This is a genomic window from Halobacillus salinus, assembly GCF_004684905.1.
Classification (GTDB): domain Bacteria; phylum Bacillota; class Bacilli; order Bacillales; family Halobacillaceae; genus Halobacillus; species Halobacillus salinus.
On record NZ_SRJC01000001.1, the window covers coordinates 325,727 to 351,104 of the forward strand.

Below are 25,378 nucleotides of genomic sequence, written 5' to 3' on the forward strand. Positions count from 1 at the left end.
ACACGGATGTGCCGGGTTTTTATTCGTTTGATGGATAAAAATAGTTCTGAGAGTAGTTTGATAGATATCAGCAATTGTCCTCTCCTATTTCTCAATCCAGTTATCAGCTTATCTCCTTGCAGCAAACCCCTGATTCAATTCATCGAACGTTTCCTCATAAGCATCCTTTTTCCGAACATTCTCTATCACAAAGCCACTCTCAGGACGTGTCGGCATCCGTTCAAGGGAAAACGACAAATTCTGTTCCGACACATCGTAAGACACATTTTTCGCTAGAAACTCAAAGAACGAGCTCATCACGATTACCGTCAGCCATTCCCCGGCACAGCGGTGTCCTGTATGGTGATCGCCTCCGCCTTGTGGTACAAACGAAAACGGGCTACCTTGCCAATTTTCGAACCGTTCCGGAATGAACGCATCTGGATGCACCCAGCTGTCTGCGTGGTGGTTCGTACCGTACAAGTCGAGCACGACGCGTGTATTCTTTTTGAATTCATAACCTTCCCAGAGGAAAGGCGTCTTCACTTTGGCAATCATCGCGGGCACAAACGGATAGAAGCGGCGCGTTTCTTGTGCGAACCAGTGACTGTAGAGGGGCTCTCCTTTTTCCAAACGCGTTCTCGTTTCAGGGTGTTCGTGCATGGCAACTGCTCCGAGAACGAGCAGGTGCACGGTCGCGAGCAGTGGTCGGAAGGAGTTGCTGAGTTCTACTGCAGCTGTCTGCACGTCCCAAAGCTTCCCGTCCGTTTCCCGGTGATGCGCCATGATGTAAGCGGCCGTGTTCGGTTCCGGCTGCAACTTTCCTTTGCGCACATCCTTGATAATCTGCTTCAACCAAGCTTCATGACTGTCGCGCGACTTTTTCCCCTCTTGGAAGCGGGAAAGCGAACCGCCGAACGACTCCACCATCGACATCATTTCATCTGTTCGTTGCCTGACTTCATGCTCCTCAAGTGGTACACCAGCCCACTTACATACTGCACGCGTCAAGATCTCAGGGAACTCCTCATATAAAACTACCTTGTCACGCTCCTGCCATTGCTCCACTTTCCGGTCGAGTTCTTCTAAAGCATTCTGTTTCAGATCTTCGACTCGGTCCGGAGTGAACATCGACAGGAATGTACGCTTGCGATGCAAGTGCTTCTCCCCGTCCATACCATGGAGGCTTCCTTCACCGAACAGCGACATCTTGAGCGGCTTTGGCATTGCGCCTTCACGCTTGAATTTTTCTGTATCATAAAAAATCTTTGATGCCTCTTCGCCGACGATACAGATCGCTTTTCTCCCGATTAAACGGGTTTCGAAAATATTAGTGCCTAGCTCTTTGTGGCGCTTGATGAAGAAGGGGAAGCCTTCTTGGATGAGGGATCGTGTATTGTCTGCTCCTTCGGCTTTAGGAATCGGTTTGCTCATTTCGTCAGCTCCTCTTATGTAGATATTACCAACATGTACCCAGCGGGGGAATCCTGCAAACTTGAAGCAGGAAAAATGGTAAGATAGGAACAAAAGGAGGAACGCCTATGCACATCAAAACAATGATCGATTGCTCGATTCAAGATGCGTTGACCGCTATGAATGAAGGATTTCAAGATTATTCCGTTGATATCCAGATGACGACGGAAACGTTCATCGAAACGATGGCTTCCAAAAAATTATCCCCTGAGTATTCTTTCGTCGCCTTTGACGGAGAAAAGCCTGTCGGAATCGTATTAAATAGTATCTATATGGTAGACGGGAAGAAAACATCCTATAATGGTGGCACCGCCGTTCACCCCAATTACCGTGGCAAAGGTGTAGGACGCCAACTCGTACAGAAGTCGGTCGACCTTTTTGAAGAAAAAGAAGTCGAGGTCTCGGTGCTTGAGGCGATCTCTGATAACGATGGAGCGATTCGATTGTATGAATCCTATGGATACAAAGTGGATGATAATCTGTCGACGATGCGGATGATGTTCCCAGCAGGTAGCGAAGCACCTTACACAGTCGAACTCATTTCCCTGAACGATTGGAAGGCACTAGATGTAACCGAAGAACCTGTCCCGTGGCAGAACAAAATTTCATTCGTCGACAACCCTGAAATTTACGCCATTAAGGACGCGGCGAAAACACGAGGCTATTTAGTACTGTCCCAGCAGCCGAACCAGATCCTGACCGTGTTCCAATTGCAGGCAGTCGATGACGAAGCTACATATGAACAACTGCTCTCGAGTGTGGAGCGTCATTTTGAAGGGTACAAAGTTGTCTTCTTCAATGTGCCGCACCGTCATCCTGTTTATGAAACGTATCGTAGCAGGGAAGCGCAGAAGGTGATTGAGCAGGTGTGGATGAGTAGGGTTTTTGAGTGAAGGTTTGTAATTAAGAAAACCGCACGGAGCTAGCCTCCTTTGCGTTTTTTTACTTCCCTTTAAGCTGTTTGCTTTCTTGAAAAGGGCAAAGAGAACGGCTCTAGTTGACATTTATAAAGCTAAACAGAAGAGAAATGGCAGATAGAGCGCCTCTCTCTGCCATTTAGGTGAATAATAGAGCGTGAAAGGGAACAGAGACTGCTCTTCTCTAACCTTTTTCAATAAAATAAGCATCAAAAAGGCAGATAAAAAATATGCTCCTTCATCAAGAAGGAGCATCCATCAATCGTTCCACCGCCGGAAGATCGGCCGGCGCCCATTGTAGGGAGAGCAAGTAGTCTTTCGGCAGCCAAAGCAACTTCGCGTGTTCCTTTGCTGTCGGCACCCCGCGTACCAAGTCCACTTTGAGAGCAATCAAACGAACGGCAAACGACTCATATTCATGGGTGTGGTCATGGAAAATGGTTCCCGCCTTAATTTGACAGGAGAGTTCTTCCTGTATTTCACGCTCTAATGCAGTTCGCATGTCTTCTCCTTCTTCGACCTTGCCACCAGGGAACTCCCACATGTTAGGAAGCGACATCTCATTGGAGCGCAAGGCGCACAGTACTTCTTCCTGTTCATTTTCAAGGATTGCTGCAACGACAGTGATTTTCTTCATTAAAAAAGAAACCGAACCTTCCGCTGAACTCCTGCCATACAATCCTCGACCGAACGCTCCCCTTGAGAAAGAAACACAACAAACTCAAACGCAAGAACACTATATATAATTTCTGCCGCCTCATTCGAATCGAAATCCGCACTCAAGACGCCCATTTCCTTCATTTGATTCAAAAAGCCGATCAGTTCATCCACAAGCATAAAGTCCAGTCCGACGAATTTTTTCAACTGCTCCGGGTCCGACTCATAGGCACGTAGCGCCAGACTTGTCAGGTCACGATACATGGCTTTGCTCAGTTGGAGGTAGGGGTGCAATCTTTTGTATAGGTAGTCATACACGATTTCAGCAGGCTTGCGATCGAGGTCTTTTTCCGTCAGCTGGTTATCCTGCTCCTCCAACTCATCGATAAAATCTTCTGAAAGGACGTCCAACAGAAGGTCTGCCTTCGTAGAGTAGCGCTCCTTCAATTGGTTGCTATCAACTTTTGCTTCCGCAGCGATGTCGTCCAAACTCGTCTCTTCGTACCCTTTTTCAAAAAATAAGGATTGGGCTATGTTCAATATCTGTCCCTCGTTCATATGTATCATCTCCATTCACCTATGAGTCTACGCTCAAATGATTCGATTGTACAGCTGTTGACATTGATAATCATTATCAATTAAGATGTATCTAACATGAACAGAGAGGAGACAAGTTGATGGAGAACTGTCTATATGTTTCTAAATCATTCCGTTATGAAAAAGGGAAGAGAGGTTGCTGCTGCCACGGCATGGTCGCATTCGAGAAAGGGGACCAGCTACATATCGTCGGCGCGCCTGTTCACCTAGATCATCACGGTTGGTACGTACCAGCACAAAAGAATGAGGAAGAACCGTTTCCGATGGGAGCGGATTTCATAGATGAATTGTACGGAACAGGAGTGCTTCGGACGTCTTGGGATTTGTCACTCGCGTTGAATTACCATCAATACAAGATCGACCAATCATTGGAGGAGAAACAAGAAGCGGCATTCATTCACCATTCGCATTCGTATCAGTCGATTGAATCCTTGCTTACCGGTTCTGTCGCGCGGGAGCTATGATCGATGGCACATATTCTGATTGGTTTTGCCAGCATGTCCGGGAATACAGAAGATATGGCAGATATTCTCGCATCTCATTTGTCTAGCAAGCATGAAGTGACGTTAGAGGAAATCGATGACATCGATCCGTGTACCCTCACAGACTATGATGCCGTCCTCCTTGGTTCGTACACTTGGAATGACGGAGATCTGCCTTATGAGGTCGAAGACTTTTACGATGAATTGGAAGAAGTCGATTTGGCAGAGCTCCCGGTCGCTGTATTCGGTTCCGGAGACACTATATACCCTATGTTCTGCGAGGCGGTTCACTTGTTGGAAACACGATTGAAGGAGAGCGGAGCAGCTGTTGTCTGCAATGGCCTTAAAATCGAGATGAATCCTGATACGGAAGCGGAGGTCGTTACTTGCCGGGAATGGGCGGAATCCTTTTCAAGTCACCTTCGAATTTCCATTTAATTTGAAACCGATTTATAGTTCAATCGTATAGATAAGTAACAACCAATAAAAGGAGCGGTTTCCTATGTTTGTCTGGATTATCCTTGGTGCCCTGGTAGCCTTATTTACAACCTCGTTATGGATCGACCGTAATCGCCGTGTTAAGAAAATAGAAGAACAGGTCGAGTACAATGACAAAAGATCGAATGCAATAGCCGAAGCGTCTCGTTACAATGATATGAATCAAGGCGGATGGTAAGGGAGAGAGAAAATGGTTGGGTGGATTATACTAGGTTTCATGGGGGTCGTTCTCACAACTGCGATTGTGATCGACCGCAATCCGAATTCGAAACAAATCGAGGAACAAATTGAGTTTGCAAATGAAAATAGGTCTAAAGCTTTTGAAGAAGTAGATCGGTACTATAATATGAACTAAAAAAGAACGATTGGATTCGAGGTCCAATCGTTCTTTTTATGGAGAATTAGTCGTTCGAAATAATCTGACCTTGAAGATATTCTTTCCCACTCTCCCACTGAATGCGGATCGAGCTTCCTTTATCTAGATCAGGAGAATCAGAGACATGGAAGTGAATATGAGGCTCGCTTGAGTTACCCGAATTACCAGCAGCACCGAGTACGTCTCCTTGACGGATTTGATCGCCTTCCTCGACTTGAATGGATCCCTTTTGGAAGTGGGCGAGGAAACTGTATTCCTCGTTGCCGTGGTCGATCACGACATAATTACCAGCAGGGGAGTCTGCGTTCATCGTTCCGACTGGTTCATTGTCCTTTATTCCGTCCACGACTCGGACCACTTCCCCATCTGCAGGGGCTACAACTTTTTTTCCGAAGGTGTGGTAATTTTCATTGCGAGAACCGTCCCCGACAAAACTTTGCCCGTCTTCGGAGACGACGAAATCGTAGGCGTAGCGTTGGTTGTCATGAGCGTAATGGTAGTTTGCTAGTTCGTTCGTGCCACCCCAGAATACTAGCCACTCGTCTTGAAATGGAAGCTCGAAACTTGTTTTCGTAAACGTTTGATCCGTTTCAGGATAGGATTCCAGCGGTAAGAGCTGCAGCCCGATGATCGTCTCGGTTTTATCATAGGCAGCTAATGCACCAAGTTCACCGCTGTCGTCGACCCACGTATCTCGGTCCTGACCATTCAACGAAAAGCTGGTCTGCAAGGTAAGGTTCGCGTCACCCGGGATGAATCCTTCCCCAAGTTTTTTAAATTGATCGAATGAAACTTGATCCTGGAACGCTTCACTCGTATTGTTGTAAACACTGGTGTAGTCGCCATTCACCAAGTGATTTCCGAGCTGGTCGCGTTCAAAGGGCACATTTTCTTTTGACATAGTTTCTTCCTCCTGGCACCCAACTAGCATGAGTAATATCGCACTAGTGAATAGGATGGTTTTAGGTAAGGACATGAATCCTTCCTCCTTTGAAATTAATCATTTAATGAAATGAACAAGCTCAGCCTTCCTTCACAGGCTGGAGAATTGTCCGCTGGACTGGTACACCGCCGACCCTTTCCATAACCGGGTTCAACATATAATGTTTGCCGTCTATGTAAAACTGGAACCTTCCCAGGTAACGCGCTTCTTTTCCTTGCCGCTTAAGCTCATGCTCAATTGCGTTTACATATTTACCGTGGTCTTTATACCACTCATCTAAGTGCAGGACGATATTGCCTTTTCTGTACCCTGAGTATTTAAAGGCGAAATAGAAGACAAGTGCGAAAGGAAGAAGGATCAGAATATAGATTAGAATTTGCACGCTTTCCCTCCTTTTTCCTATTTACGTGCAAAGTGTCTAATCGGTTTCATAAAAAAGGAAAATCCCGGCAGGCTTCCGAGCCCACCGGGATTTCAGATTATTGTTCATTCATAATGTCAGCAACGATTTTATAGGAGTGTAGACGCGCTTCTTGATCGTAAATCTGGGATACGACCATCAGCTCATCTGCTTCCGTTTCTGCTTGGAACTTCTCGAGCTTCTTGCGGACCGTCTCCTTACTACCAACAATCGATGCACCTAACTGCTGCTGAAGCGCCGCTTTTTCACCAGGCGTCCAAACTTCATCCATATCATCGACAGGAGGCTGAAGCAGGTTCTTCGTGTTGCGAACAAGATTCAAGAATGCTTGCTGCTGGGACGTCGCTAGTTTTTCCGCTTCCTCGTCCGTATCAGCAGCGACAACATTCACCCCGACCATCGCATAAGGTTCAGAAAGCTTATCAGAAGGCGTGAAGCGGCTGCGGTACAAGTTCAGCGCACCGTGCGTATTATCCGGGGAGAAGTGACTCGCAAACGCAAACGGCATACCTAGCTGAGCCGATAGCTGCGCACTGAAACCACTCGAACCAAGCAGCCAAATTGGAATATCCAACCCTTCGCCCGGCACCGCACGAATCACATTTTTTCCTTCAAAATAGTTCTGCAACTCTTCCAACTGATTCGGAAAGTCCTCCGCCCGACTGTTCAAATCACGACGCAGCGCCTGAGCTGTCATCTGATCCGTCCCCGGCGCACGACCAAGTCCAAGGTCAATTCGATCCGGGAAAAGGGTAGCAAGCGTGCCGAACTGTTCTGCAATAACAAGTGGGGCATGGTTCGGCAACATGACGCCCCCGGAGCCTACACGAATGGTAGACGTGTGATGCGCAACGTGGCTGATCGCAACGGCTGTCGCCGAACTCGCAATTGCCGGCATATTATGGTGCTCGGCCATCCAATAACGTGTATAACCTAACTCTTCCGCATGCTGGGCAAGCTCCTTCGTCCGTTCGAACGAATCCGCCGGCGTCTTACCTTCCAGCACGGGAACTAAATCCAACACAGAATACTTTGTATTTTGTAGAGACATACTGATGCTCCTTTTTTCAATAAATGGCATTTTACATCGTACCAAATTTATTTCGAGCCACAAAATAATCTGCTTGTTAGGGGGTTGAGGCTTGGGGTCAGGGCATTTGTCCCAGCAAGTGGGACAGATGCCCTGACCCCAAACCTCTAACTGCCTTTTTGAAAGATAAAGAAAGCAGAAATGAAAGCTAGATAGCTTGTACATGCCCTTTTCCAAGTTTGAGAAGTCGGAAAGGGAAGCTAGACAGCTTCTCACTGCCCTTTTCAAACAAATAGGAAAGCAAAAGGGAAAGTAGAGAGTTTATCAGTGCCCTTTTGAAAAGAAAACAAAGTCAAAAGGGAAGAGAACAACCGGTAGACCACACTTACCCAAACAAAAAAAGCACGCCCCCAACACAAGGAGCGTGCACGAATCCAATTAAATAAACATCGAAACAAAAATAGCCGTAATAAAACTAGCTAACGTCCCACCGACAATCGCCTTCAAGCCAAGCTTCGCCACCTGCGACTGTTTGCTCGGAGCAAGGGAACCGAGCCCGACGATCAGCTGGCCGATGGAAGAGAGGTTGGCGAAGTTACACAAGGCCACCGACAAAATGGCTACTGTCTTCGGAGAGAGATCCTGCATTATTTCCGTCAAATTCATATATGCAATGAATTCGTTGGCGGCAAGCTTCGTTCCGATAATGGAAGCGGCTTGGAAAGCGTCAGCGACAGGAATTCCGATCAAGACGGCAAAGGGATAGAATAGGAATCCAAAGATGGTGGACAAGTCCGTATTGATCCATCCGAGCATACCGTTGACGAGTGCAATCATACTGATGAAAGCAATTAAGAGTCCACCGATGTTCAAGGCAAGCTTCACACCGTTGACCGCTCCGTTGGAAATCGCTTCGAACACATTCGCTTCTTCCGACTTAGCCATCGTCACTTCTTCGTTCACTTCTAGTTCACTTTCTTCCGTTTCCGGCTCCAATAGTTTTGCAATGACAAGGGAGACGAACGGAACGCTGAAAATGGAGATCAATAGATAGTTCAAGTCGATGCCCATTTGTACATAACCGACTAGGATCGCACCACTGGCAGAAGCCGTTCCGCCGACCATGATGGCGAACGTCTCAGAGCGTGTCATCCGTGCCAAGTAAGGTTTCACAAGAAGCGGCGCTTCCGCTACACCGAGGAACGTGTTCCCGACCGCGCTGAATGATTCAACTTTGGACGTCTTCAGCAACTTGCCTACAACCGTGCCCAAGATTTTGACGATAAAAGGTAGAATACGAAGGTAATAAAGGGCTGATATAAGTGCAGAAATGAAAATTAAGGCTCCTAATACGTTCAGAGCGAACAGGAAATTAATGTCTGTCTGCGAGTACAGGTTCCCGAATACGAAGTTGATTCCTTCTGTGCTGTAGTCGATGACGCCTTGGATAAAGAGCGATACTTTTTCCAATACGAACTGCCCGGCTGGGACGTTGAGCATTGTGAAGACGAATACTCCTTCTAGCAACAGTCCGACCAGGACCGTATGCCATTTGATCATTTTTCGGTTGCTTGAGAGCAGCCAGGCAAATCCGACAATTACGAGTAAAGAAATAATTCCAGTTAGTACATTCATGATGATGATCCTCCTAATAAAACAGTGAGGTTCCTTATAAAGTAAGACGTCAGACCACTTAACCGAATAAAAAAATCCCTCTTTCCAGGTACAAAAAGGAAAGAGGGATAGAATACACGATGATCCATTCGTTCTTTCCTTATAGTCCGGCTATTTACGGTAGCCAGGTAGAGACGTGTGGACCCTATTTCCACGTTTATATAAGGAACCTATGAAATTGATGATGAGTAGCATTCTAGCAAAAGGAAAAGGGAGTGACAATAGATTTTCACAAAGTGTGAAAATGCACAATTTTGCATAAATAAAAATAACCATACAAAAAGGCGAGGAAAGAGTCCTCACCTTTTATGATTTCATCAATAGATAAACGAAGTAGATACCACCGACTGCCGATACGACGAGTCCGACTGGAATTTCTGATGGAGCGAGAATATTCCGGCCGACGGTATCGGCAACGAGTAGGAGCAAAGCACCCATCAGTGCAGCAATTGGAATGAGGGCACCGTGCATCGATCCGACCAGCTTTCTTGCTAGGTGAGGAACGACGAGTCCGATGAAGGCGATCCCGCCACCGACTGAAACACTTGCTCCGGCAAGCGCAACAGCAATTAATAAAAGGATCCTTCGTTCACGCTCTACAGCCGCACCGAGTCCAGCCGCCACTTCATCGCCGAAGTGCAGCGTATTAAGAGTCCCGGCTTTCATGATGACAAGCGGGATCAGCACGAGCACCCAAGGCAGGAGCGTCAGCACATACACCCAGTCCGTTCCTGAGATGTTCCCCGAAAGCCATACCGTTGCACGCGTGAAGTCTTTTGGATCCATTTTCAATTGGAAAATGATGATCAGCGCAGCGAATGCACTGTTGATCCCGATTCCGACAAGTACAAGCCGCATCGGCGATACCCCATTTTTCCACGAGATAGCATAAATGAGCACTGCCGCAACAGTAGAACCGACAAGGGATGCAATCGGCATAAGGAAGACGGACAAATCCGTCCCTTCAAACGCATTCCCTTGGAAGAAAAACAGATAAAGAATGACTGAGAATCCAGCACCTGCATTAATGCCGATGATGCCAGGGTCAGCCAAATCATTTTGAGTAACACTTTGCAAAATAGATCCTGATACCGCCATCGCTGCACCGATCAGGATGGCGATGACCATGCGTGGCAGACGGAAATGGAAAAGGACCATCTCATTTTGCCCGTCACCGTTTCCCGTAAATGTATTGAGAATCTCTATCGGGGAAATGCGGATGACGCCTAAGTTCAAGCTGACGATAAGGGTTGCTAAGATTGCAACCACCAGTCCGGTTGCAATCAGCCAATTTTTCTTAACCGCTGTCATGATGTACTCCCCCCGTCATTACGCGCGAGATAGAGGAAGAAAGGGACACCGATCAATGCCGTCACTGTTCCGACTGGCGTTTCAAACGGTGGGTTGATCATCCGCGATACGGTGTCTGCAATGACGAGCAGAAGGCCACCGAGAATGGCAGCACACGGAATGATCGTCCGATAATCCGCTCCAACGAGAAAGCGGGTGATGTGTGGAATGACGAGCCCGATAAACCCGATCGTGCCAGAGACGGAGACGGCTGCCCCCGTCAACATCAGTACGACTAATGTTCCAATGAACTTCGTCAGTCTCGTCTGCTGGCCGAGCCCTCTTGCAACATCTTCGCCTAGGTTAAGAGCTGAGATCGATTTTCCTAGAATCACTGCAATGATAAGACCGATCACAAAAACGGGTGCCAGCAGCTGCACGTGGATCCATTGGATACTCGATAAACCACCGGCGTACCAGAAGCTGATGTCCTTCGCTACATTAAAATGAATCGTAAGAGCCGTAGAAATCGATTGGAAGACAGCCGTTACAGCGGTTCCTGCAAGCGCGAGCTTCACTGGTGTCAATCCTGACTTCGAAATAGAACCGACGAGAAAGACCATCGCCGTTCCGAGTCCCGCTCCTGCGAATCCCCAAATCATCATCATCCATTGGGATGGGGAAGAAGTGATGGCGAACAGAATCGCAATCGAAAACATCGCACCGGCCGTTACCCCCATGATGGATGGGGAAGCGAGTGCGTTCCTCGTCATCCCCTGCATGATCGCTCCCGACATAGCGAGGGCAGCACCAATCAAGGCTGCAGCAAGAGCCCGTGGAATTCTCAAGTTACGGATGATCTGATGGGACGACTCGGATCCATTGAAATCCATTATGCTTCTCCATATCGTGGCGAGCTTGATATCTGCTGCACCATATAAAATCGACAGAATCATCGACCCTATCAATAAAACAAAGCCGAGTGTCAAAATCAGTGAGGCGGTCACGTTTTGATAGCGCATGGGTTGTTTCATAGCTTTGACCTCGACCTCCTTGTAATCTAGTTTTTTCAAAAAATAAACACGACTATTATATAATAAGCAGATTATTTCTACAATGAACGACATTCTTCTATTAGCATAACGGTTGGGGAAATCACTTGTAAATGAAATTGATAATTGTTATCATTTGATTATTGAAAAACAGCTTGTTAAGGAAGGATGACGAAGATGAGAATAACAAAATGGTTTTACATAGCCATCGCATTGTTCGGACTGATTTTGTTCGCTTCTGCATGCAGCGGTGACGAATCAACAGACGAACAAGAAGATACATCATCAGATGATACGACAGAGGAAACAGAAGAAGCTTCCGGTGAACGTACTGTTACGGATGCAGCCGGTAATGAAGTGACGATCCCAGCCGATCCACAAAACATCATTGCCTCCTATCTAGAAGACTACCTTGTAGCTCTTGACGTAACGCCAGCTGCACAGTGGTCTGTACAGAACGGAGAAACAGTACAAGGCTACTTGCAGGATTCACTAGGAGACGTTCCGACGGTTCCTTACGATCTGCCTTTAGAATCTGTTGCGAGCTTTGAGCCGGACTTACTTCTAATGGACTCTGCCGGCATGGTAGAAGGAAATAAATACGAACAGTATTCCCGTATTGCTCCTACGTATGTTGTAGGGGAAGCACAGAACAATGACTGGAGAGACGAATTCAACCGTGTAGCAGAAGTACTGGGGAAACAGGATGAGGCAGAACAGGTACTTGAAGACTACGAACAAAAGGTAGAGGAAACGAAGTCTGCACTAAAAGAGTCGATCGGTGATGAATCGATTGCGGCAGTTTGGCTTACAGGTGGTACGTTCTATGTGGTAAACGATCAGCTCTCAAGCGGAGACGTTTTATATAACGACTTGGAGGTAACAGCACCGAACGTCGTGAAAGAGATCGCCAACAACTCAGAAGCGAACTGGTCTGAGATTTCCTTGGAGAAATTGGCACAACTGGATGCCGACCATATCTTCTTACTGAACGGTGACGGAGAAGGCGCGGATATGCTGCAAGATGATATCTGGCAGAACATCCCGGCGGTAGAGAACGGCAATGTTTATGAGTACGACTCCAATGATTCCAGTTGGTTGTACACTGGTCCGGTTGCCAATACACAAATGCTGGATGACATCAAAGAAAGCCTAATCGAGTAATTATCTAGACCTCTGTTTTTTAGCAGAGGTCTTTTTACTTGTTTGTGGTTTAAGAATAGAAACGTTAGGATGTAGAAAGACAAGAAAGGGAAAGGTGATGGGATGACCAACCAACAGAGAACACCAAACTGGAACTTAGAGGCGACCTATTCTGAATTGCCCGGAGTGTTTTATTCGCGCGTTCAACCTGAAGCTGTCGAGAGTCCGGATCTCGTCATACTGAATGAATCACTAGCAAAAGCACTTGACCTCGATCCAGACGCTTTGAAGAGCGAAGAGGGAGTACGCGAACTTGCAGGCAATAAACGTCTGGAAGGTTCGATGCCGATTGCGCAGGCCTATGCAGGTCACCAATTCGGGAACTTCACGATGCTCGGAGATGGTCGTGCGGTATTGTTGGGGGAACATATCACACGTAGCGGTACCCGATATGACGTCCAGTTGAAAGGATCTGGACGTACGCCTTTTTCCCGGAGTGGAGATGGTAGAGCACCGCTCGGCGCGATGATCAGGGAATATATCATTAGCGAAGCGATGCATGGTCTAGGGGTTCCGACATCGAGAAGTCTGTCTGTAGTCAAAACGGGCGAGTCGGTACAGCGGGAAACAGAACATAAAGGCGGGGTGCTCGCACGTATCGCTTCGAGCCACCTACGTGTCGGAACTTTTCAATATGCGGCTTACCAAGGTTCAGAAGATAATTTGAAGGAGCTCGCTGACTATGCGTTGAATCGACATTTCCCGGGAAATACAGGTGACGACAATCCCTACCTTTCTTTATTAGAGCAGGTCACTCGTCGTCAAGCATCATTGATTGCCAAATGGCAGCTAGTCGGATTCATTCATGGTGTCATGAACACGGATAATATGACGATCAGCGGGGAAACGATTGATTATGGGCCTTGTGCGTTTATGAACACGTATGATCCTGATACTGTCTTCAGTTCGATTGATACACAAGGACGCTATCGATATAGCAACCAACCTGGCATCGCTGAGTGGAATCTGGTCCGGTTTGCTGAAGCGCTTATTCCTTTGTTAGACGAAGACCAAAATGAAGCAATCAAGAAAGCGGAGCAAGTCTTGAGTGGGTTTGCAGCTACCTATCAGTCACATTGGCAAGAGGGTGTCAGGGCTAAGCTTGGGTTGATCTCAGAAGAGGCGCAAGACCAGCATATCATCGACGACCTTTTCGATATCATGAAGAAGAAAGAAGCCGACTTCACGAATGTATTCCGCGGACTGACTTTAGGAGACCCTGAATCGACAGGACTTAGCGGACAAGTCGCTTTCGACCAGTGGTACAAGCAGTGGCAGGTGCGGCTTGAGCGTCAGGACGCTAGTTGGGAAGAGGTACAAGCTCTTATGAAGCGCGCGAATCCATCGGTTATCCCGCGAAACCACCGTGTCGATGAAGCGATCGAAGCAGCCGTTTCAAGAGAAGACTATTCTGTGATGGAACGCTTGATTGAAGTGCTGCAACATCCATTTGCCTATACGGATGAACAAGAGGAGTATAACCATCCGCCAGCAGGCGACGAACCATACCAAACGTTCTGTGGAACATAACAAGGAGTATATACGGACGAAGGGGCTCAAGCCTCTTCGTTTTTTATTAGGAAAGTTATGGATGTTGATGTGATAGAATGATGGAGACAAGGAGGAGGCATCGCAAGGATGAAAAAAACAATAGAAATTATGAAAAAGATGGGCGATAAAGACGCCAAATCCATGTTGAAGATAATTTTCCTCATGCTCGATCAGTCAGAGGATCAGCCAGAAGCATTTCAGCAACATGTACAGAAATGTAGAGACGATTACTGGGAAATGCTGAAGCATCAAGACTCCTCAATTGAACTTATACATAGCCATATTGTTTTTGGCGATTCGATAGCCGGGGCTCTTAAGCAAGTGCTTCCTCCTAAACATGAGGTCATCAGCATTGACAATCGGCTCGATTTCGGTCCGATTTGGGATTTGCATGTGAGCGAGGGCGTGAAGAAGCGTAAACAGTGGCTGTTTAATAATATCAACATGGACGAGGAAGAGTTGTTCAACTATGAAGATCTTTTTATAAAGAAGTTGAACCGAATTCGAAATATACCGAACGACCGGCCTGTTACAGTCTGGTATGGAGACAATGCTTTTGAGCAGACGGGATTACGCTTTGTACATTACATATTGGAGCATCACCCTAGTGTAGATGCCATTAATGCCACACAAGCGCTTCATAACATGTCGCCTGATAGAAAGAGTCTCCATACAGGAGAGATCCACCCTCGCCATTTAGAGAGGATATTGAATGATGCAAAGAGACAACGACTCGGGGAAAGATGGAGTGTAGATTGGAAAGCCCTCTCTCAAACCAAGGGTATACTTAGGTTTTGGAAAGACGGAGACATTGTACCTGTTCCAGAGGATGCACTCGATACTTTTATACTTAGAACGCTGGATAATATTCAAAGACAGAGCGGTTCTTATGACTTTATCAAATCTGCTCGTCTGATAGGAGAAGTCATGGGTACACTGGACCATGTTGTCAATGATTCTTTCCTCGAGTTCCGAATCAGAACGTTGATTTATGACGGTATTTTGGAGATACGCGGTGTTCCTCGAGCGATGAGATTCTATGAAGTAAGGCGTAAGGGGACGAATTAGAGGAGGAGAATGATTCCACTAAAAAACCAGCTCAGGATTATGAGCTGGTTTTTCTTTTACTTATGTTATCTGACTCAGATCAGTAACGGAAGCAACTGCCAACATGAACATGGTGATTCCAATAGAAAAGGATAAACCAAGTACAGCCACTCTTGTGTTAAGTATGTTTTTTCCGCGGTTCACATAGATAGCGAAAACAGATAGTACGATAGTTAGGCTAAGAAGTGTGAAGACAATCGGCATGGATCCTCCCTCACCGCTGACAACAGAAAAAAAGATAAGTACAGGAATGATATTCAAGGCAAGAGCAGACCAACTTGACCCACTTTGAATCCATTTATTCTCCAACATATTTGCACCCCCCAATATAATATATAGGGGGATACCCTTTTATTTCCATAACTAAACAGAATACTACAGGAAGTTATAAATAACCTTATATGAAAACCAGGACTAAGGATAAACATAGTCCTGGTTTAGCTGTCTATTTGTCCTCATCATATGGGTACAATTCTTCCGAAGCTTCTGTTTGAAGTTCCGGAGTAGGTCGTACATTTTTCTGTTCCCGATGGTTTTCTTCCTTCTCTTGGTCCAAGCTGCGTGCAACAGATTGGTGGAAGAAGTATTCGAATATGGTCAGGGAAATCGTTGATATCAATGTTGCAGTAAAGACGTCATCGCCGACTGTCAATGCATCGGTCATGAAATAGATGACCACGAATGACAATACGAAATCAGATACAGTCGCACCAGAATTCCCTGTATTTTTGAGAATCAGTAAATCACCTACAACATAGGATACAACGGCAAAGGTAAGGGAAATCAAGAAGACGTTCCCGAACGATACGTCGAAGCCTGCGCCTAGAATGATTCCCAAAATAACGAGGGAAACGATGAATTTCAGTGCGAATAATTTGATATGGCTCATGGTTTAACACCTCCTACATACCTATGCTCTCCAATTGTAGTAACAAGAAACTAACAATTAATGGTTCATTGCTTCACATAAGCATTCCAAAGAAAAAACGAACGGCAGCGCCGCTCGTTTATTGGATGTGTTGCAGGTCGTCATTCATTTTTTTGGATTCGTTTCGGAAGTATAGGTAGAACCCTAGCCAAATCAACGCATACATCACTAGGGCAATAGCGAAGAAGATCAGTGCGCTTGATGTCCCTTGAGGCACCCATCCGATACCATAAGCGAGCACGCCATATGCAATCATCACGGTAAAGAAGTGAAGTGCAGTCTGTTGAGACAATTTCAGTGAATCGATTTCAAAGAACAGTGGCGTGACGGTGAACAACCAACCTGAGAAGATAGCTCCCAGTGAATTTTGGACGAACAAACCTGAATTGAGTACTGTGAGCTCCCCAAAGTATATCGCTGCATAGGTCATCAATAAGCCGATAAAGCCCCCAAAAATTATCCCGATCACACTTCTTGTTACAAATGTTTTCATCAAGAATCCCTCCTGTTTAGTTTCAACACTTCTTTTATCTTTCCTACGTAATGTCTGGACGCATATTCTTTTTGTCCGGATTTGAAGTGGACAACAAGTGTCCCATGGAATGACGGTTCAAAATGATGTATTTCATAAAGGTTTGCAATTACGGATTTGGACAACCTGATAAAAGTGGTGGACGACAGTTTCTCCTCCAATTCATACAGTTTCTCTTTCACTTTGTAAGAGCCTTCTGAGGTCGTTGCATGCACCTCATCGCTTTCAGAATGGAAAAAATGTACTTCGTTCGGCTTCAAAATGTGCTGTTCCTCTCCTTTCTTCCCTATGATGAATTCCGTTTCTTTCTCTTTTAGAAAATCTAAGATCCCTTTAATGGAGTCATCCATTGCTCTGCAGTGAATGGTGACACTTGTTTCTTCATGCTTACGGTCGACGTCGAGTAAGACCTTCATGTTTCTCCCCCTTTGGTGCGTCTTTCTTAAGGTTAGTATAGTGCTTGTCGGCAGGGGTGTCAGCAACATTCAGGTTAGACGTCATTATAGAGAAGTCACTGGTCGTATTGGGAGGGTAAGTTGCAGAGAGGGCACTTGGATATTTTTTGCAGGAAAAAGGGGAAGAAAAGCGAATATAGTAAAAAAGATACATATTCAAAGGAATGATGCTTCACAACCATCACACAAATTTCTATGCGATTCCGGGAACAGAGAAAGTTGCAGCCGTTGTCATGCAAAACAGCGAAGAGGTCGACGCATCGACGGCTGAACTTGCCCATATCATGGAAGCGGCAAGCGCCAGTCTTGAAGAAATGAGTGCAACAGTAGAAACACTGACCGAAGACAGCAAAACCATCGCTTCAGCAATTCAGGAAACGACAGGAAAAGCAGAAGCGCTCAGGGAGGTCTAGGGAGACACAGTCCTTTCAAGACACTCGACATCGTTTTCTCCCACAGTACTCATCTGATAGAAAGAAAAGCCCATTTTGTTCCAAAACATTTTGCCGGATACATTGTTTTTTAAGACAGCGAGTCGGATGCTTGTGAAGCCTCTCTCGACTAATTTTCTTTCAAATAATTGATAAGCTTTCGCACCAAACCCTTTGGAATGAAATTGTCCGTTGACCATCATCAAACCGATCCAAGGGAAGCCGTCTTTAGGATTATGAGGTAAGAAATCAAGGACAGCTACTGGAGTAGAGGCTGAGTAAATGAGGTAGCTTTCGGTCTTATCCTGTAGGAATTCATCTCTCATTTCCTGCATGGTCCGAGTGGGTTTTCCGTTCTCCAAACGGTTGTAAGAGGGATTCGAATTGTAAATCTCGTGGGCAATATGTAAATTGTGTTCATTAATTGGCAGGAAACGCATGGTCATAACACTCCTTTCCTCGATTATAACAGGTGAGGAGAATTAAAGGAGGAAGTCGTATGGGAGCAGACGTCATTGTTGTAGGGGCAGGACTTGCAGGCTTGGTGGCAACAACCGAGATGGCAGATGCCGGCAAGAAAGTCGTTCTTGTCGATCAAGAACCAGAGTCCTCACTAGGAGGACAAGCATGGTGGTCTTTCGGGGGACTTTTTCTCGTGGATTCACCTGAACAGCGGAGGCTTGGAATCAAAGATTCAATAGACCTTGCTAAGCAGGACTGGAATGGGACTGCAGGGTTCGATCGTGAGGAAGATGAATGGGGCAAGAGGTGGGCAGAAGCATATCTTGAGTTCGCCACCTATGAGAAGAGGGACTGGCTTCATAATATGGGAGTCCGTTTCTTTCCTGTAGTGGGCTGGGCGGAAAGAGGCGGTCATTTAGCGGATGGGCATGGAAACTCCGTACCCCGCTTTCACATTGTATGGGGAACTGGGCCAGGAATCGTCGCTCCTTTTGAGAAGAAAGTAAGAGCACACATTAAACAGGGACGCGTTCATTATTTACCAAGGCACCGTGTAGATCGGCTGGTAAAAGAGGGGGGAGCTGTGATTGGTGTCGAAGGGTCTGTTCTTGCTCCAAGTGATGCCAAGCGCGGGGAGGACAGCAATCGGACGGTCCTCAAAGAGTTTCGCGTGCTTGCTGCATCCGTATTAGTTTCAAGCGGAGGAATTGGTGCCAACTTGGAGAAAGTTAGAGAGTTTTGGCCGGAAAGCTTGGGCAAGGCTCCTACACATATGATTTCTGGAGTGCCTGCTCATGTGGACGGCAGAATGTTATCCATTACAGAAGAAGCGGGAGGACGTATCATCAACCCCGACAGAATGTGGCACTACACAGAAGGGATAACCAACTACGCGCCAGTTTGGAGCAAGCACGGTATCAGAATATTGCCTGGTCCTTCTTCTATCTGGCTCGACGCAGAGGGGAATAGGTTTCACGCACCGAATTTCCCGGGATTTGATACATTAGGTACTTTAAAAGCGATCGGGGATACCGGGTATGACTACTCATGGTTCATCCTGACTCAGTCGATCATTGAAAAAGAGTTCGCCCTATCAGGCTCGGAACAAAACCCGGACCTAACAGAAAAAAGTATTAAGAAAGTCATGAAGCGTGCACTACCTGGAGCACCAGGTCCTGTTCAGAAATTCTTGGATCAAGGAGAAGACTTTGTCGTAGCAGATAATATAGAAGAACTCGTCTCTAAGATGAATGAAAGAACAGATCAGCCCCGCCTTAGTGTAGAGAAAGTAAAACAGTTGATTCAGGCTCGAGATAATGAAATTGAAAATCCGTTTACCAAGGACTTGCAAATTACAGCGATAAGAGGAGCCAGGAACTATGTAGGGGATAAGCTGATTCGTGTTGCAGCTCCGCATAAGATTTTGGATCCGAAGCAAGGACCGTTGATAGCTGTCAAACTCAACATCCTTAGTCGCAAGACATTAGGCGGGCTGCAGACGGATTTGTCTGGACGTGTATTGGATGAGGAAGGTGGACCTGTACCAGGCTTATATGCAGCAGGGGAAGCTGCCGGTTTTGGTGGCGGTGGATTGCACGGTTACCGTGCACTAGAAGGGACGTTCCTCGGTGGGTGTCTGTTCACTGGAAGACAGGCTGGTCGTGCGATTGCAGAACTTTGATGTATGAAGAGATATCGTCAGGAGAAGAGTATAACTACGGAGGTGCTCACGATGAAGAAATACTCGAAATCAGGCACAGATATTGAGGATGTTAAAAAACGGAATGCCGCGTCCGGCCTCTCGTACAATCAAGTGAAACAGAAATTAGCTGAATCCCAAAAGCAAAAATGATAAAAGCCTGTCTCCTTTTAGAGACAGGCTTTTCCTTATTCTCCGCGAACTTTGCGTTCCACGTCATTTTTGGCGCGGTCCATGTCGTCTTTCGCACGATTCATATCTTCTTTCGCACGATCTTCGATATCGCGTTTGTCATTTTCTAAAGCGTCAGGACGATCGATGACATCACGCTTGTCCATATTATCATTCATGTCACGTCTGTATTCATCATTCATGTTGTTATCATAACGAGTTGGTTCGTACGTGACGTCTTCCGGTTGTTCGTTCATATTCTGATTTCCTGCACACCCTACTAATAGTCCTGAAGCAAGGACTGCTGTCGTAGCGAGCATGGTTATTTTCTTTTTCATACGGCACCCTCCATTCTATATAGAATCGCTTTTACTATTTGCAAGGAGAGGGCGTTTCATGAAAAAAGAGCGTATGAAATATTTTCTAGGCAAGGGAATACCTTCAGGAATATGGAATGAGCCAGTCGCCCAAACTATCTTTGTTCCGCTAATATAAAGGAACCGTCGGGAGGGAAACGTGATGGCGAGAAGAAAAAGAAACTGGGTAGCATTAGGAACTGCAGGAGCAGTTGGTGCGGCGGCTATGTACGGTGTTTCGAGAATGAAGCAACAAGGTAAGCTGCACCGTGCGGGAGAAGCCATTCAATCCGCCCATCAGCAGTCTATGGAGAACGTGCAACATGTATTAGAAAACAATGAGCTATAAAAAAAGATAGGGACAGCAAGTTTTGTCCCTTTTCATTCATAGGAACCGGTCTCGTTGATCCGGTGTAGGTAACATACATTGATTCTTTTTACCGAACCATTTGTAGCGATTTCTGGCAATGAACTGATATACGGGGTTGCGGATAGAGTTTGGAAGCAAACGAAATATATATAGGATAGGCCAAATCCCGTTTAACTTTTTACATACACGGAGTGCAGCTGTGGACTCCATAAAATATCGATCTCCCTCTATCAGGACAAAGCTATCCAAACCCACTGGTATATCGTGTTTAGCTAACAAACGTTGTCCAGTAACGCTTTGAAGAGCAGCGAAATGGAAGTAACCGTATGGGTCCCGCTTCATCACGAATTGTACGCTCCAATCACAAAAATTACATTCTCCATCAAACAAGATGATCCGATTCATTCCTATCCCACCTTTTACCACTAGTTTATCTGCTTGTTCATTAATTCACAAGTGAATTATGAGGATATTTACTAAGAAATAAGGGTAAAAACAACGAGAGGTGATGAAGATGAGGAGAATGAACAGAGGAATTCTAACAGCCCTTGCATCCATCGGTATTGCACAGGGGATGAAAATTTTTACTCACAAGCGCTTGACAGGTAAGTGGGACTGGAAGCAGATAACGACGACGGGAAGTATGCCGAGTTCCCATTCAGCTGGAGTATCAGCCCTTGCTTCTTACATTGCGACTAATAAAGGAAGCCGCCATACAGAGACTGCCCTTGCCGTCGTATTCGGCGTAATTGTAATGTACGATGCTCAAGGGATCCGTCGTCATACTGGTGAGATCGCGCAGCTGGTGAATGAATTAGAAGACAGCATCGCGGACCTTGCCGTCGATTTCCCAAGCTTCGAATTCGTCGAGCGGGAAAAGGAACTGAAAGAGCTGCTCGGCCATCAACCGGTTGAAGTCCTTGGAGGGTCGCTGCTCGGTACAGCGCTTGGTGTACTATCTGCTAAACTTGAGAATAAATAAAGCAGGCCAGATTATTCTGGCCTGCTTTATTTATATGGAAAAGGACATCCGGACGTAAAAAAACACAGCCTCTTGAAGGAGGCTGTGCAGATATCCTTATTTGCCAATGAACATTTGCGTCCAATAGTCACCATTTTCCACATGACCGACACCGATGTGTGTGAAGTCTGGGTTCAAGATGTTCTTACGGTGGCCTTCACTGTTCATCCAAGCATCTACTACTTCGTCAGGAGAAGGTTGTCCCATCGCAATGTTCTCACCAGCTGCACGATAGTCGATCCCATAAGCTTTCATCATGTCAAAAGGGGACCCGTATGTCGGGCTATTGTGTGAGAAGTAACCCTTATTCTTCATATCAAGCGATTTGTCCTTCGCGACGGCACTTAACTCTGTATCCAGTTGAAGGGGTTCAAGGCCGCGCTCTGTACGCTCTTTATTGGTCAACTCTACGACTTGCTGCTCGAAAGCCGATACTTCAGAGTTTGCTTGTTCTGTTTCTTCCTGCTTCGGTTGTTCTACTTCAGGCTGCTCTTCTTTTGGGGCAGGGGCAGCTTCAGGCTGTTTCTGCTTTTCAGGTACTTCTTTTTCAAGCTCTTTCGGTGCATGTTTCGGTTCTATTTTGAACTCATCGAATAGGGATTGGATGTCAATATCCCCACTTCTCAGAGCTTCTTTATTATCTGCAAACCAGTCAACTAGTTGATTGGCTTGTACCTTATGTGTTTCGACTTTATAAGACGATCCTTCCCCACTTGATGCGAGAGATGTCGTTGGCGCAGCTAACAAAGATACCGCTAGGGCGCCTGTAAGCAGTAATGATTTTTTCTTCATGAAACATCCTCCTTGTTCTTGTTGTTTTGTTCACACTCTCATTCTAGCATCGGTTTTCTTGTAATATTTCAGGATGAATTTTACAGTGGTAGAGTGATAGACTTATGTCAGAAGAAAATTGGTCATAAAAATACGACAACATCTGCATTTCTTTATATAGTACAATGAAAAGCACATCTGGAAAAATGTATATTAATAGACCAGGAAAATCCACTAAATATGTATTGACAAGAATACGGAAGAGTCTGATTTTTACGAATGTGACGGCAGTTTTACAATTGTTTCAGTTGTTTATGTGAAGGAGGAGAGGTTGATGGACTTTCCTAGTACGGTGACAGGGAAAATATCTGTTGTTCTATTGGGGATCTATTTGCTGTTATTCCTTGTTTCTCTGTTCTTTCTATCCGGCGGAGGGATTCTCATAATATTCGGTGTATCGATTGTTGCCGGGTGGTTTTTGGTGGTGCCTTCGCTTATCGTATCCGTTGTAGCGACTGTAAAGGAAACAGGGGCAAAAAAGACGTTGCCGGTTGTGAACATTTTCGTTACTTTGCTGGTGTTCGGAGTTGCGATGTTTGCGCAATATGGATTTCAATTTGCCCCATAATAGTAGGAAAGAGAAGGGAGGCAACAGCTTCCCTTCTCTTTTTGGAAAAGGGGGACAGACTCCCTGTCCCCTTGTCTCATTTCAGCAGGTCCATTTCTTCTCGGATGCGGGACCAGGCTTTGGTGTTGGTGTCGGTTAGCATGAAGTGTTCGGCTTCTGGTAATTCGATGTATTTGATGAAGTCGCCCATGTTCTCGGCCCATTGGAAGTAGTGGTCGCTTATACCGATTGGGACGTGGACGTCGAGTGCCCCATGTACAAGAACTTGTGTGACATTCAGTGGAAGCATTTCGAACGGTGACGCTTCTTGATAGTGTGCTTCTGGTTCTCCTCTGAGCAAGTCTGCGACTGGATTGTTCGGTTCTTGAGAAAGCGTATTGTCTCTAAATGCATGAACATCATGCATTTTCTTAAGGTCATTGACCCCCGCAAGGCTGACAGCCGTTGCGATGGGAAGTGGGTTCTCTGTATGTAGTTCACTGCCTTCCTGCAATTTATGGCGAGCAGCTGTCCACAAAGCGAGATGCCCTCCTGCTGAATGACCGATGGTGACGACATTATCTAGATTTAGGGGGTACGTATGTGCAAGCGTCCTTACATAATCCGAGGCTTGAGCAACATCCAGCAACGTGCCTGGCCAGCCACCGCCTTCCTGCCCTGTACGGCGATATTCAATCGTCCAGGTGGCCCATCCACTTTTCGTCAGGTCTACTGCGACGTCTTCCATTAAGTCCAGTCCGAACCCTGCGCGCCAAAATCCTCCGTGAATGACGATTGCCACAGGATGTGGCCCATTTCCCTCAGGTATTCTAAGCTCACCGAATTGATTTTCGTTGTGTCCGTATTTAATTGTTTCCATATGATCACCTCCGATTTCTATTATCTCACATCGTCAAAACAAGTTCTCTTTCTAGTGCGCATGCATAGGATTAGGATGGGAGATTTTATATAAGGGGGAAGGATCATGAGTCATAATGAAAATGTCGACCAAGTAGCATGGCAAGCTGCGAAGTATGGGATGCTTGCAGACTACTATAAGTACCTGGATCCACGGATGCACATCTATTACTATCAGAGACACTTTGAATGCATGCAGTATTGGTGCAGGTTGATGCAGCAACGCGGGGAACAGATGGGGATGAGCGGCAATGCTATGGTACGAGTACTGCATGCGTCGCCTGATGCACCAGCGGTTGATGTTTATGTCAACGGTCAGAAAGTACTCTCCAATGTGTCTTATAAACAATCAAGCGATTATCTGACTGTAGCATCAGGCCAGTATCAGATTGACGTTTACCCTGCTGGAAAAACGGATAAGCCCGTGATTTCACAAAATATCGGAGTCGAAGCGGGGAACCTTTATACGGTTGCAGCGGCAGGTAAATTGGATTCCATTCGCTTGATTGCCGCAATCGATAATCAATCTGTTTCATCTGGAAAAGCGAAAGTCCGTTTCTGGCATCTGTCCCCGAATGCACCAGCTGTAGATATCGCAGTAAAAGGCGGAGATGTATTATTCCGGAATGTGCCATTCGGAAAAGCGACACGCTACTTAACACTTCCTCCGACCACCGCAGACTTAGAAGTAAGGGTGGCAGGAACTAATCAGGTCGTGAAGACCATTCCTGGCGTGAAGCTTGAGCCTAACCAAGCCTACACGGCAGTTGCCGTCGGATTGGCAGGGGAACAACCGCCACTTGAAGCGCTCTTCCTACAACCTTAAAAACACAGGCTATCCTAGCCTGTGTTTTTTTATTTTTTCCAAACATGGTGATAGTTGTACTAAGTCCAGACGATTGTGTACTATATATATCAAACGCTGTACCAGGTTTAGTACATTCATGATTTGTGAAAAGTATGACAAGAGGACGGTGGATGAAATGAAGCAAACTTCTTATATGGACAAGTTAAAACAACTGAATCCAGCGAAAGCTGTGCGGATAGGACGTAAACATTTCTCTGAAAAAGCGTATTTCCAGAAGCTACGTCACCAAAGTGGCCGTATCGGAACGAAGATCGTCTATTATAGTTTAGTGCTCTATTATGCGTTCCAACATCCTGATACGCCAAAGAAAGCTAAGCTCACCATTGCAGGCGCGCTCGGGTATTTGATTTTACCAACTGATGTAGTACCCGATTTCATTCCAGTCATCGGATTCACGGATGATAGTGCTGTGATCATCTATGCAGTCTATCAAATACTCAGTCAGATTGATGATAGTGTGAAAGAGAAAGCGAACGCTCATCTAGAGCGGTGGTTTGGGGAATCAGCGGACGAAATAGAGTTGCCAGAATAAAAGGGAG

34 protein-coding genes and 1 riboswitch are annotated in these 25,378 nt (G+C 46.0%); of the genes, 16 read left to right on the forward strand and 18 right to left on the reverse strand.

Annotated features, from left to right (window positions below):
• Window positions 1–108: 108 nt before the first annotated feature.
• Complete coding sequence (locus tag E4663_RS01905; protein ID WP_135326495.1) at window positions 109–1,413, reverse strand: cytochrome P450; 1,305 nt, start codon at window positions 1,411–1,413, stop codon at window positions 109–111.
• Window positions 1,414–1,520: 107 nt separating this feature from the next.
• Between E4663_RS01905 and E4663_RS01910 the strand changes: the two genes are divergently transcribed.
• Window positions 1,521–2,345: a GNAT family N-acetyltransferase gene (locus E4663_RS01910; protein ID WP_135326496.1), complete on the forward strand. Its 825-nt coding sequence runs from the start codon at window positions 1,521–1,523 to the stop codon at window positions 2,343–2,345.
• 265 nt (window positions 2,346–2,610) lie between these two features.
• Here the strand turns inward: E4663_RS01910 and E4663_RS01915 are convergent, their stop codons facing one another.
• Window positions 2,611–3,006, reverse strand: a complete 396-nt coding sequence (locus E4663_RS01915) for a (deoxy)nucleoside triphosphate pyrophosphohydrolase (RefSeq protein ID WP_135326497.1) — start codon at window positions 3,004–3,006, stop codon at window positions 2,611–2,613.
• Entirely contained in the window at window positions 3,006–3,584 is a 579-nt protein-coding gene (locus E4663_RS01920; RefSeq protein ID WP_158290400.1) for a TetR/AcrR family transcriptional regulator, read from the reverse strand. The genes E4663_RS01915 and E4663_RS01920 overlap by 1 nt, the downstream gene beginning before the upstream one ends.
• Before the next feature lie 119 nt (window positions 3,585–3,703).
• Here E4663_RS01920 and E4663_RS01925 point away from each other — a divergent pair, with 119 nt between their 5' ends.
• From E4663_RS01925 to E4663_RS19700, 4 genes are all read left to right on the forward strand, one after another.
• The gene (locus E4663_RS01925; RefSeq protein WP_135326499.1) at window positions 3,704–4,087 is read left to right on the forward strand and encodes a hypothetical protein; all 384 of its coding nucleotides are present in this window, start codon (window positions 3,704–3,706) and stop codon (window positions 4,085–4,087) included.
• Window positions 4,088–4,090: 3 nt separating this feature from the next.
• Entirely contained in the window at window positions 4,091–4,543 is a 453-nt protein-coding gene (locus E4663_RS01930; protein ID WP_135326500.1) for a flavodoxin, read from the forward strand.
• A 64-nt stretch (window positions 4,544–4,607) separates the two neighbouring features.
• Window positions 4,608–4,781 (forward strand): hypothetical protein, encoded by a 174-nt coding sequence (locus E4663_RS19695; RefSeq protein ID WP_158290401.1) that lies wholly within the window; start codon window positions 4,608–4,610, stop codon window positions 4,779–4,781.
• Between the two features lie 12 nt (window positions 4,782–4,793).
• The gene (locus tag E4663_RS19700) at window positions 4,794–4,958 is read left to right on the forward strand and encodes a hypothetical protein (protein WP_206663472.1); all 165 of its coding nucleotides are present in this window, start codon (window positions 4,794–4,796) and stop codon (window positions 4,956–4,958) included.
• Between the two features lie 46 nt (window positions 4,959–5,004).
• Here the strand turns inward: E4663_RS19700 and E4663_RS01935 are convergent, their stop codons facing one another.
• From E4663_RS01935 to E4663_RS01960, 6 genes are all read right to left on the reverse strand, one after another.
• Complete coding sequence (locus E4663_RS01935; protein ID WP_135326501.1) at window positions 5,005–5,880, reverse strand: M23 family metallopeptidase; 876 nt, start codon at window positions 5,878–5,880, stop codon at window positions 5,005–5,007.
• Between the two features lie 121 nt (window positions 5,881–6,001).
• Window positions 6,002–6,304: a hypothetical protein gene (locus E4663_RS01940; protein WP_135326502.1), complete on the reverse strand. Its 303-nt coding sequence runs from the start codon at window positions 6,302–6,304 to the stop codon at window positions 6,002–6,004.
• A gap of 97 nt (window positions 6,305–6,401) precedes the next feature.
• Complete coding sequence (locus tag E4663_RS01945; protein WP_135326503.1) at window positions 6,402–7,394, reverse strand: LLM class flavin-dependent oxidoreductase; 993 nt, start codon at window positions 7,392–7,394, stop codon at window positions 6,402–6,404.
• Window positions 7,395–7,811: 417 nt separating this feature from the next.
• Window positions 7,812–9,008 (reverse strand): NupC/NupG family nucleoside CNT transporter, encoded by a 1,197-nt coding sequence (locus E4663_RS01950; protein ID WP_135326504.1) that lies wholly within the window; start codon window positions 9,006–9,008, stop codon window positions 7,812–7,814.
• Window positions 9,009–9,130: 122 nt separating this feature from the next.
• Window positions 9,131–9,232: riboswitch (purine riboswitch) on the reverse strand.
• Between the two features lie 121 nt (window positions 9,233–9,353).
• The gene (locus E4663_RS01955) at window positions 9,354–10,358 is read right to left on the reverse strand and encodes a FecCD family ABC transporter permease (RefSeq protein WP_135326505.1); all 1,005 of its coding nucleotides are present in this window, start codon (window positions 10,356–10,358) and stop codon (window positions 9,354–9,356) included.
• Window positions 10,355–11,371, reverse strand: a complete 1,017-nt coding sequence (locus tag E4663_RS01960; RefSeq protein ID WP_241657089.1) for a FecCD family ABC transporter permease — start codon at window positions 11,369–11,371, stop codon at window positions 10,355–10,357. The genes E4663_RS01955 and E4663_RS01960 overlap by 4 nt, the downstream gene beginning before the upstream one ends.
• 195 nt (window positions 11,372–11,566) lie before the next feature.
• On the opposite strand from E4663_RS01960, the gene E4663_RS01965 reads away from it, so the two are divergent.
• The 3 genes from E4663_RS01965 (at window position 11,567) to E4663_RS01975 (ending at window position 15,211) form a co-directional block, all read left to right on the forward strand.
• A complete protein-coding gene (locus tag E4663_RS01965) occupies window positions 11,567–12,553 on the forward strand; it encodes an ABC transporter substrate-binding protein (protein WP_241657090.1) in 987 nt (328 codons plus the stop codon).
• 102 nt (window positions 12,554–12,655) lie between these two features.
• A complete protein-coding gene (locus E4663_RS01970; protein ID WP_135326508.1) occupies window positions 12,656–14,122 on the forward strand; it encodes a protein adenylyltransferase SelO in 1,467 nt (488 codons plus the stop codon).
• Between the two features lie 108 nt (window positions 14,123–14,230).
• Window positions 14,231–15,211 (forward strand): DUF1835 domain-containing protein, encoded by a 981-nt coding sequence (locus tag E4663_RS01975; protein ID WP_135326509.1) that lies wholly within the window; start codon window positions 14,231–14,233, stop codon window positions 15,209–15,211.
• A 60-nt stretch (window positions 15,212–15,271) separates the two neighbouring features.
• Here the strand turns inward: E4663_RS01975 and E4663_RS01980 are convergent, their stop codons facing one another.
• From E4663_RS01980 to E4663_RS01995, 4 genes are all read right to left on the reverse strand, one after another.
• Window positions 15,272–15,562, reverse strand: coding sequence for a hypothetical protein (locus tag E4663_RS01980; RefSeq protein WP_135326510.1), 291 nt, complete (start codon window positions 15,560–15,562; stop codon window positions 15,272–15,274).
• A 133-nt stretch (window positions 15,563–15,695) separates the two neighbouring features.
• Window positions 15,696–16,139: a YndM family protein gene (locus tag E4663_RS01985; protein ID WP_135326511.1), complete on the reverse strand. Its 444-nt coding sequence runs from the start codon at window positions 16,137–16,139 to the stop codon at window positions 15,696–15,698.
• Window positions 16,140–16,257: 118 nt separating this feature from the next.
• Window positions 16,258–16,671: a DUF3021 domain-containing protein gene (locus E4663_RS01990; RefSeq protein WP_135326512.1), complete on the reverse strand. Its 414-nt coding sequence runs from the start codon at window positions 16,669–16,671 to the stop codon at window positions 16,258–16,260.
• Window positions 16,671–17,126 (reverse strand): LytTR family DNA-binding domain-containing protein, encoded by a 456-nt coding sequence (locus E4663_RS01995; RefSeq protein ID WP_135326513.1) that lies wholly within the window; start codon window positions 17,124–17,126, stop codon window positions 16,671–16,673. Before E4663_RS01995 ends, E4663_RS01990 begins: the two co-directional genes overlap by 1 nt.
• Before the next feature lie 203 nt (window positions 17,127–17,329).
• Here E4663_RS01995 and E4663_RS02000 point away from each other — a divergent pair, with 203 nt between their 5' ends.
• On the forward strand, window positions 17,330–17,578 hold the full coding sequence (locus E4663_RS02000) for a hypothetical protein (protein WP_135326514.1): 249 nt from the start codon (window positions 17,330–17,332) through the stop codon (window positions 17,576–17,578).
• Here E4663_RS02000 and E4663_RS02005 read toward each other — a convergent pair.
• On the reverse strand, window positions 17,575–18,042 hold the full coding sequence (locus E4663_RS02005) for a GNAT family N-acetyltransferase (RefSeq protein ID WP_079479156.1): 468 nt from the start codon (window positions 18,040–18,042) through the stop codon (window positions 17,575–17,577). The genes E4663_RS02000 and E4663_RS02005 overlap by 4 nt on opposite strands.
• A gap of 53 nt (window positions 18,043–18,095) precedes the next feature.
• On the opposite strand from E4663_RS02005, the gene E4663_RS02010 reads away from it, so the two are divergent.
• Window positions 18,096–19,739, forward strand: a complete 1,644-nt coding sequence (locus tag E4663_RS02010) for an FAD-binding dehydrogenase (protein ID WP_135326515.1) — start codon at window positions 18,096–18,098, stop codon at window positions 19,737–19,739.
• A 3-nt stretch (window positions 19,740–19,742) separates the two neighbouring features.
• The gene (locus tag E4663_RS19705) at window positions 19,743–19,910 is read left to right on the forward strand and encodes a hypothetical protein (protein ID WP_158290403.1); all 168 of its coding nucleotides are present in this window, start codon (window positions 19,743–19,745) and stop codon (window positions 19,908–19,910) included.
• Window positions 19,911–19,945: 35 nt separating this feature from the next.
• Here the strand turns inward: E4663_RS19705 and E4663_RS02015 are convergent, their stop codons facing one another.
• The gene (locus E4663_RS02015; RefSeq protein WP_135326516.1) at window positions 19,946–20,266 is read right to left on the reverse strand and encodes a hypothetical protein; all 321 of its coding nucleotides are present in this window, start codon (window positions 20,264–20,266) and stop codon (window positions 19,946–19,948) included.
• A 181-nt stretch (window positions 20,267–20,447) separates the two neighbouring features.
• On the opposite strand from E4663_RS02015, the gene E4663_RS02020 reads away from it, so the two are divergent.
• A complete protein-coding gene (locus E4663_RS02020; protein ID WP_135326517.1) occupies window positions 20,448–20,633 on the forward strand; it encodes a hypothetical protein in 186 nt (61 codons plus the stop codon).
• A gap of 36 nt (window positions 20,634–20,669) precedes the next feature.
• Here the strand turns inward: E4663_RS02020 and E4663_RS02025 are convergent, their stop codons facing one another.
• Entirely contained in the window at window positions 20,670–21,059 is a 390-nt protein-coding gene (locus E4663_RS02025) for a thiol-disulfide oxidoreductase DCC family protein (RefSeq protein WP_135326518.1), read from the reverse strand.
• A 109-nt stretch (window positions 21,060–21,168) separates the two neighbouring features.
• Between E4663_RS02025 and E4663_RS02030 the strand changes: the two genes are divergently transcribed.
• On the forward strand, window positions 21,169–21,636 hold the full coding sequence (locus E4663_RS02030; RefSeq protein ID WP_079479161.1) for a divergent PAP2 family protein: 468 nt from the start codon (window positions 21,169–21,171) through the stop codon (window positions 21,634–21,636).
• A gap of 96 nt (window positions 21,637–21,732) precedes the next feature.
• Here E4663_RS02030 and E4663_RS02035 read toward each other — a convergent pair whose 3' ends face one another.
• Window positions 21,733–22,467, reverse strand: a complete 735-nt coding sequence (locus E4663_RS02035; protein ID WP_135326519.1) for a CAP domain-containing protein — start codon at window positions 22,465–22,467, stop codon at window positions 21,733–21,735.
• A 313-nt stretch (window positions 22,468–22,780) separates the two neighbouring features.
• On the opposite strand from E4663_RS02035, the gene E4663_RS02040 reads away from it, so the two are divergent.
• Window positions 22,781–23,074, forward strand: coding sequence for a hypothetical protein (locus E4663_RS02040; RefSeq protein ID WP_135326520.1), 294 nt, complete (start codon window positions 22,781–22,783; stop codon window positions 23,072–23,074).
• Window positions 23,075–23,150: 76 nt separating this feature from the next.
• Here E4663_RS02040 and E4663_RS02045 read toward each other — a convergent pair whose 3' ends face one another.
• The gene (locus E4663_RS02045; protein WP_135326521.1) at window positions 23,151–23,933 is read right to left on the reverse strand and encodes an alpha/beta hydrolase family protein; all 783 of its coding nucleotides are present in this window, start codon (window positions 23,931–23,933) and stop codon (window positions 23,151–23,153) included.
• A gap of 105 nt (window positions 23,934–24,038) precedes the next feature.
• On the opposite strand from E4663_RS02045, the gene E4663_RS02050 reads away from it, so the two are divergent.
• Together E4663_RS02050 and E4663_RS02055 are read left to right on the forward strand one after the other, a co-directional pair.
• Window positions 24,039–24,797 (forward strand): DUF4397 domain-containing protein, encoded by a 759-nt coding sequence (locus E4663_RS02050; RefSeq protein WP_079479164.1) that lies wholly within the window; start codon window positions 24,039–24,041, stop codon window positions 24,795–24,797.
• A 175-nt stretch (window positions 24,798–24,972) separates the two neighbouring features.
• Window positions 24,973–25,371, forward strand: a complete 399-nt coding sequence (locus E4663_RS02055; RefSeq protein ID WP_241657091.1) for a YkvA family protein — start codon at window positions 24,973–24,975, stop codon at window positions 25,369–25,371.
• Window positions 25,372–25,378: the final 7 nt, after the last annotated feature.

Coding starts and splice junctions, on each gene's coding strand:
- E4663_RS02020 (WP_135326517.1), top strand. CDS start 20,448: ATGGCGAGAAGAAAAAGAAACTGGGTAGCATTAGGAACTGCAGGAGCA.
- E4663_RS02035 (WP_135326519.1), bottom strand. CDS start 22,467: ATGAAGAAAAAATCATTACTGCTTACAGGCGCCCTAGCGGTATCTTTG.
- E4663_RS01910 (WP_135326496.1), top strand. CDS start 1,521: ATGCACATCAAAACAATGATCGATTGCTCGATTCAAGATGCGTTGACC.
- E4663_RS19705 (WP_158290403.1), top strand. CDS start 19,743: ATGAAGAGATATCGTCAGGAGAAGAGTATAACTACGGAGGTGCTCACG.
- E4663_RS01930 (WP_135326500.1), top strand. CDS start 4,091: ATGGCACATATTCTGATTGGTTTTGCCAGCATGTCCGGGAATACAGAA.
- E4663_RS01975 (WP_135326509.1), top strand. CDS start 14,231: ATGAAAAAAACAATAGAAATTATGAAAAAGATGGGCGATAAAGACGCC.
- E4663_RS02015 (WP_135326516.1), bottom strand. CDS start 20,266: ATGAAAAAGAAAATAACCATGCTCGCTACGACAGCAGTCCTTGCTTCA.
- E4663_RS01950 (WP_135326504.1), bottom strand. CDS start 9,008: ATGAATGTACTAACTGGAATTATTTCTTTACTCGTAATTGTCGGATTT.
- E4663_RS19700 (WP_206663472.1), top strand. CDS start 4,794: ATGGTTGGGTGGATTATACTAGGTTTCATGGGGGTCGTTCTCACAACT.
- E4663_RS01960 (WP_241657089.1), bottom strand. CDS start 11,371: ATGAAACAACCCATGCGCTATCAAAACGTGACCGCCTCACTGATTTTG.
- E4663_RS02040 (WP_135326520.1), top strand. CDS start 22,781: ATGGACTTTCCTAGTACGGTGACAGGGAAAATATCTGTTGTTCTATTG.
- E4663_RS01945 (WP_135326503.1), bottom strand. CDS start 7,394: ATGTCTCTACAAAATACAAAGTATTCTGTGTTGGATTTAGTTCCCGTG.
- E4663_RS19695 (WP_158290401.1), top strand. CDS start 4,608: ATGTTTGTCTGGATTATCCTTGGTGCCCTGGTAGCCTTATTTACAACC.
- E4663_RS01970 (WP_135326508.1), top strand. CDS start 12,656: ATGACCAACCAACAGAGAACACCAAACTGGAACTTAGAGGCGACCTAT.
- E4663_RS02045 (WP_135326521.1), bottom strand. CDS start 23,933: ATGGAAACAATTAAATACGGACACAACGAAAATCAATTCGGTGAGCTT.
- E4663_RS02005 (WP_079479156.1), bottom strand. CDS start 18,042: ATGACCATGCGTTTCCTGCCAATTAATGAACACAATTTACATATTGCC.
- E4663_RS01995 (WP_135326513.1), bottom strand. CDS start 17,126: ATGAAGGTCTTACTCGACGTCGACCGTAAGCATGAAGAAACAAGTGTC.
- E4663_RS01920 (WP_158290400.1), bottom strand. CDS start 3,584: ATGAACGAGGGACAGATATTGAACATAGCCCAATCCTTATTTTTTGAA.
- E4663_RS01980 (WP_135326510.1), bottom strand. CDS start 15,562: ATGTTGGAGAATAAATGGATTCAAAGTGGGTCAAGTTGGTCTGCTCTT.
- E4663_RS02010 (WP_135326515.1), top strand. CDS start 18,096: ATGGGAGCAGACGTCATTGTTGTAGGGGCAGGACTTGCAGGCTTGGTG.
- E4663_RS02000 (WP_135326514.1), top strand. CDS start 17,330: ATGATGCTTCACAACCATCACACAAATTTCTATGCGATTCCGGGAACA.
- E4663_RS01935 (WP_135326501.1), bottom strand. CDS start 5,880: ATGTCAAAAGAAAATGTGCCCTTTGAACGCGACCAGCTCGGAAATCAC.
- E4663_RS02030 (WP_079479161.1), top strand. CDS start 21,169: ATGAGGAGAATGAACAGAGGAATTCTAACAGCCCTTGCATCCATCGGT.
- E4663_RS02025 (WP_135326518.1), bottom strand. CDS start 21,059: ATGAATCGGATCATCTTGTTTGATGGAGAATGTAATTTTTGTGATTGG.
- E4663_RS01905 (WP_135326495.1), bottom strand. CDS start 1,413: ATGAGCAAACCGATTCCTAAAGCCGAAGGAGCAGACAATACACGATCC.
- E4663_RS01915 (WP_135326497.1), bottom strand. CDS start 3,006: ATGAAGAAAATCACTGTCGTTGCAGCAATCCTTGAAAATGAACAGGAA.
- E4663_RS01925 (WP_135326499.1), top strand. CDS start 3,704: ATGGAGAACTGTCTATATGTTTCTAAATCATTCCGTTATGAAAAAGGG.
- E4663_RS01965 (WP_241657090.1), top strand. CDS start 11,567: ATGAGAATAACAAAATGGTTTTACATAGCCATCGCATTGTTCGGACTG.
- E4663_RS01990 (WP_135326512.1), bottom strand. CDS start 16,671: ATGAAAACATTTGTAACAAGAAGTGTGATCGGGATAATTTTTGGGGGC.
- E4663_RS01985 (WP_135326511.1), bottom strand. CDS start 16,139: ATGAGCCATATCAAATTATTCGCACTGAAATTCATCGTTTCCCTCGTT.
- E4663_RS01955 (WP_135326505.1), bottom strand. CDS start 10,358: ATGACAGCGGTTAAGAAAAATTGGCTGATTGCAACCGGACTGGTGGTT.
- E4663_RS02050 (WP_079479164.1), top strand. CDS start 24,039: ATGAGTCATAATGAAAATGTCGACCAAGTAGCATGGCAAGCTGCGAAG.
- E4663_RS02055 (WP_241657091.1), top strand. CDS start 24,973: ATGGACAAGTTAAAACAACTGAATCCAGCGAAAGCTGTGCGGATAGGA.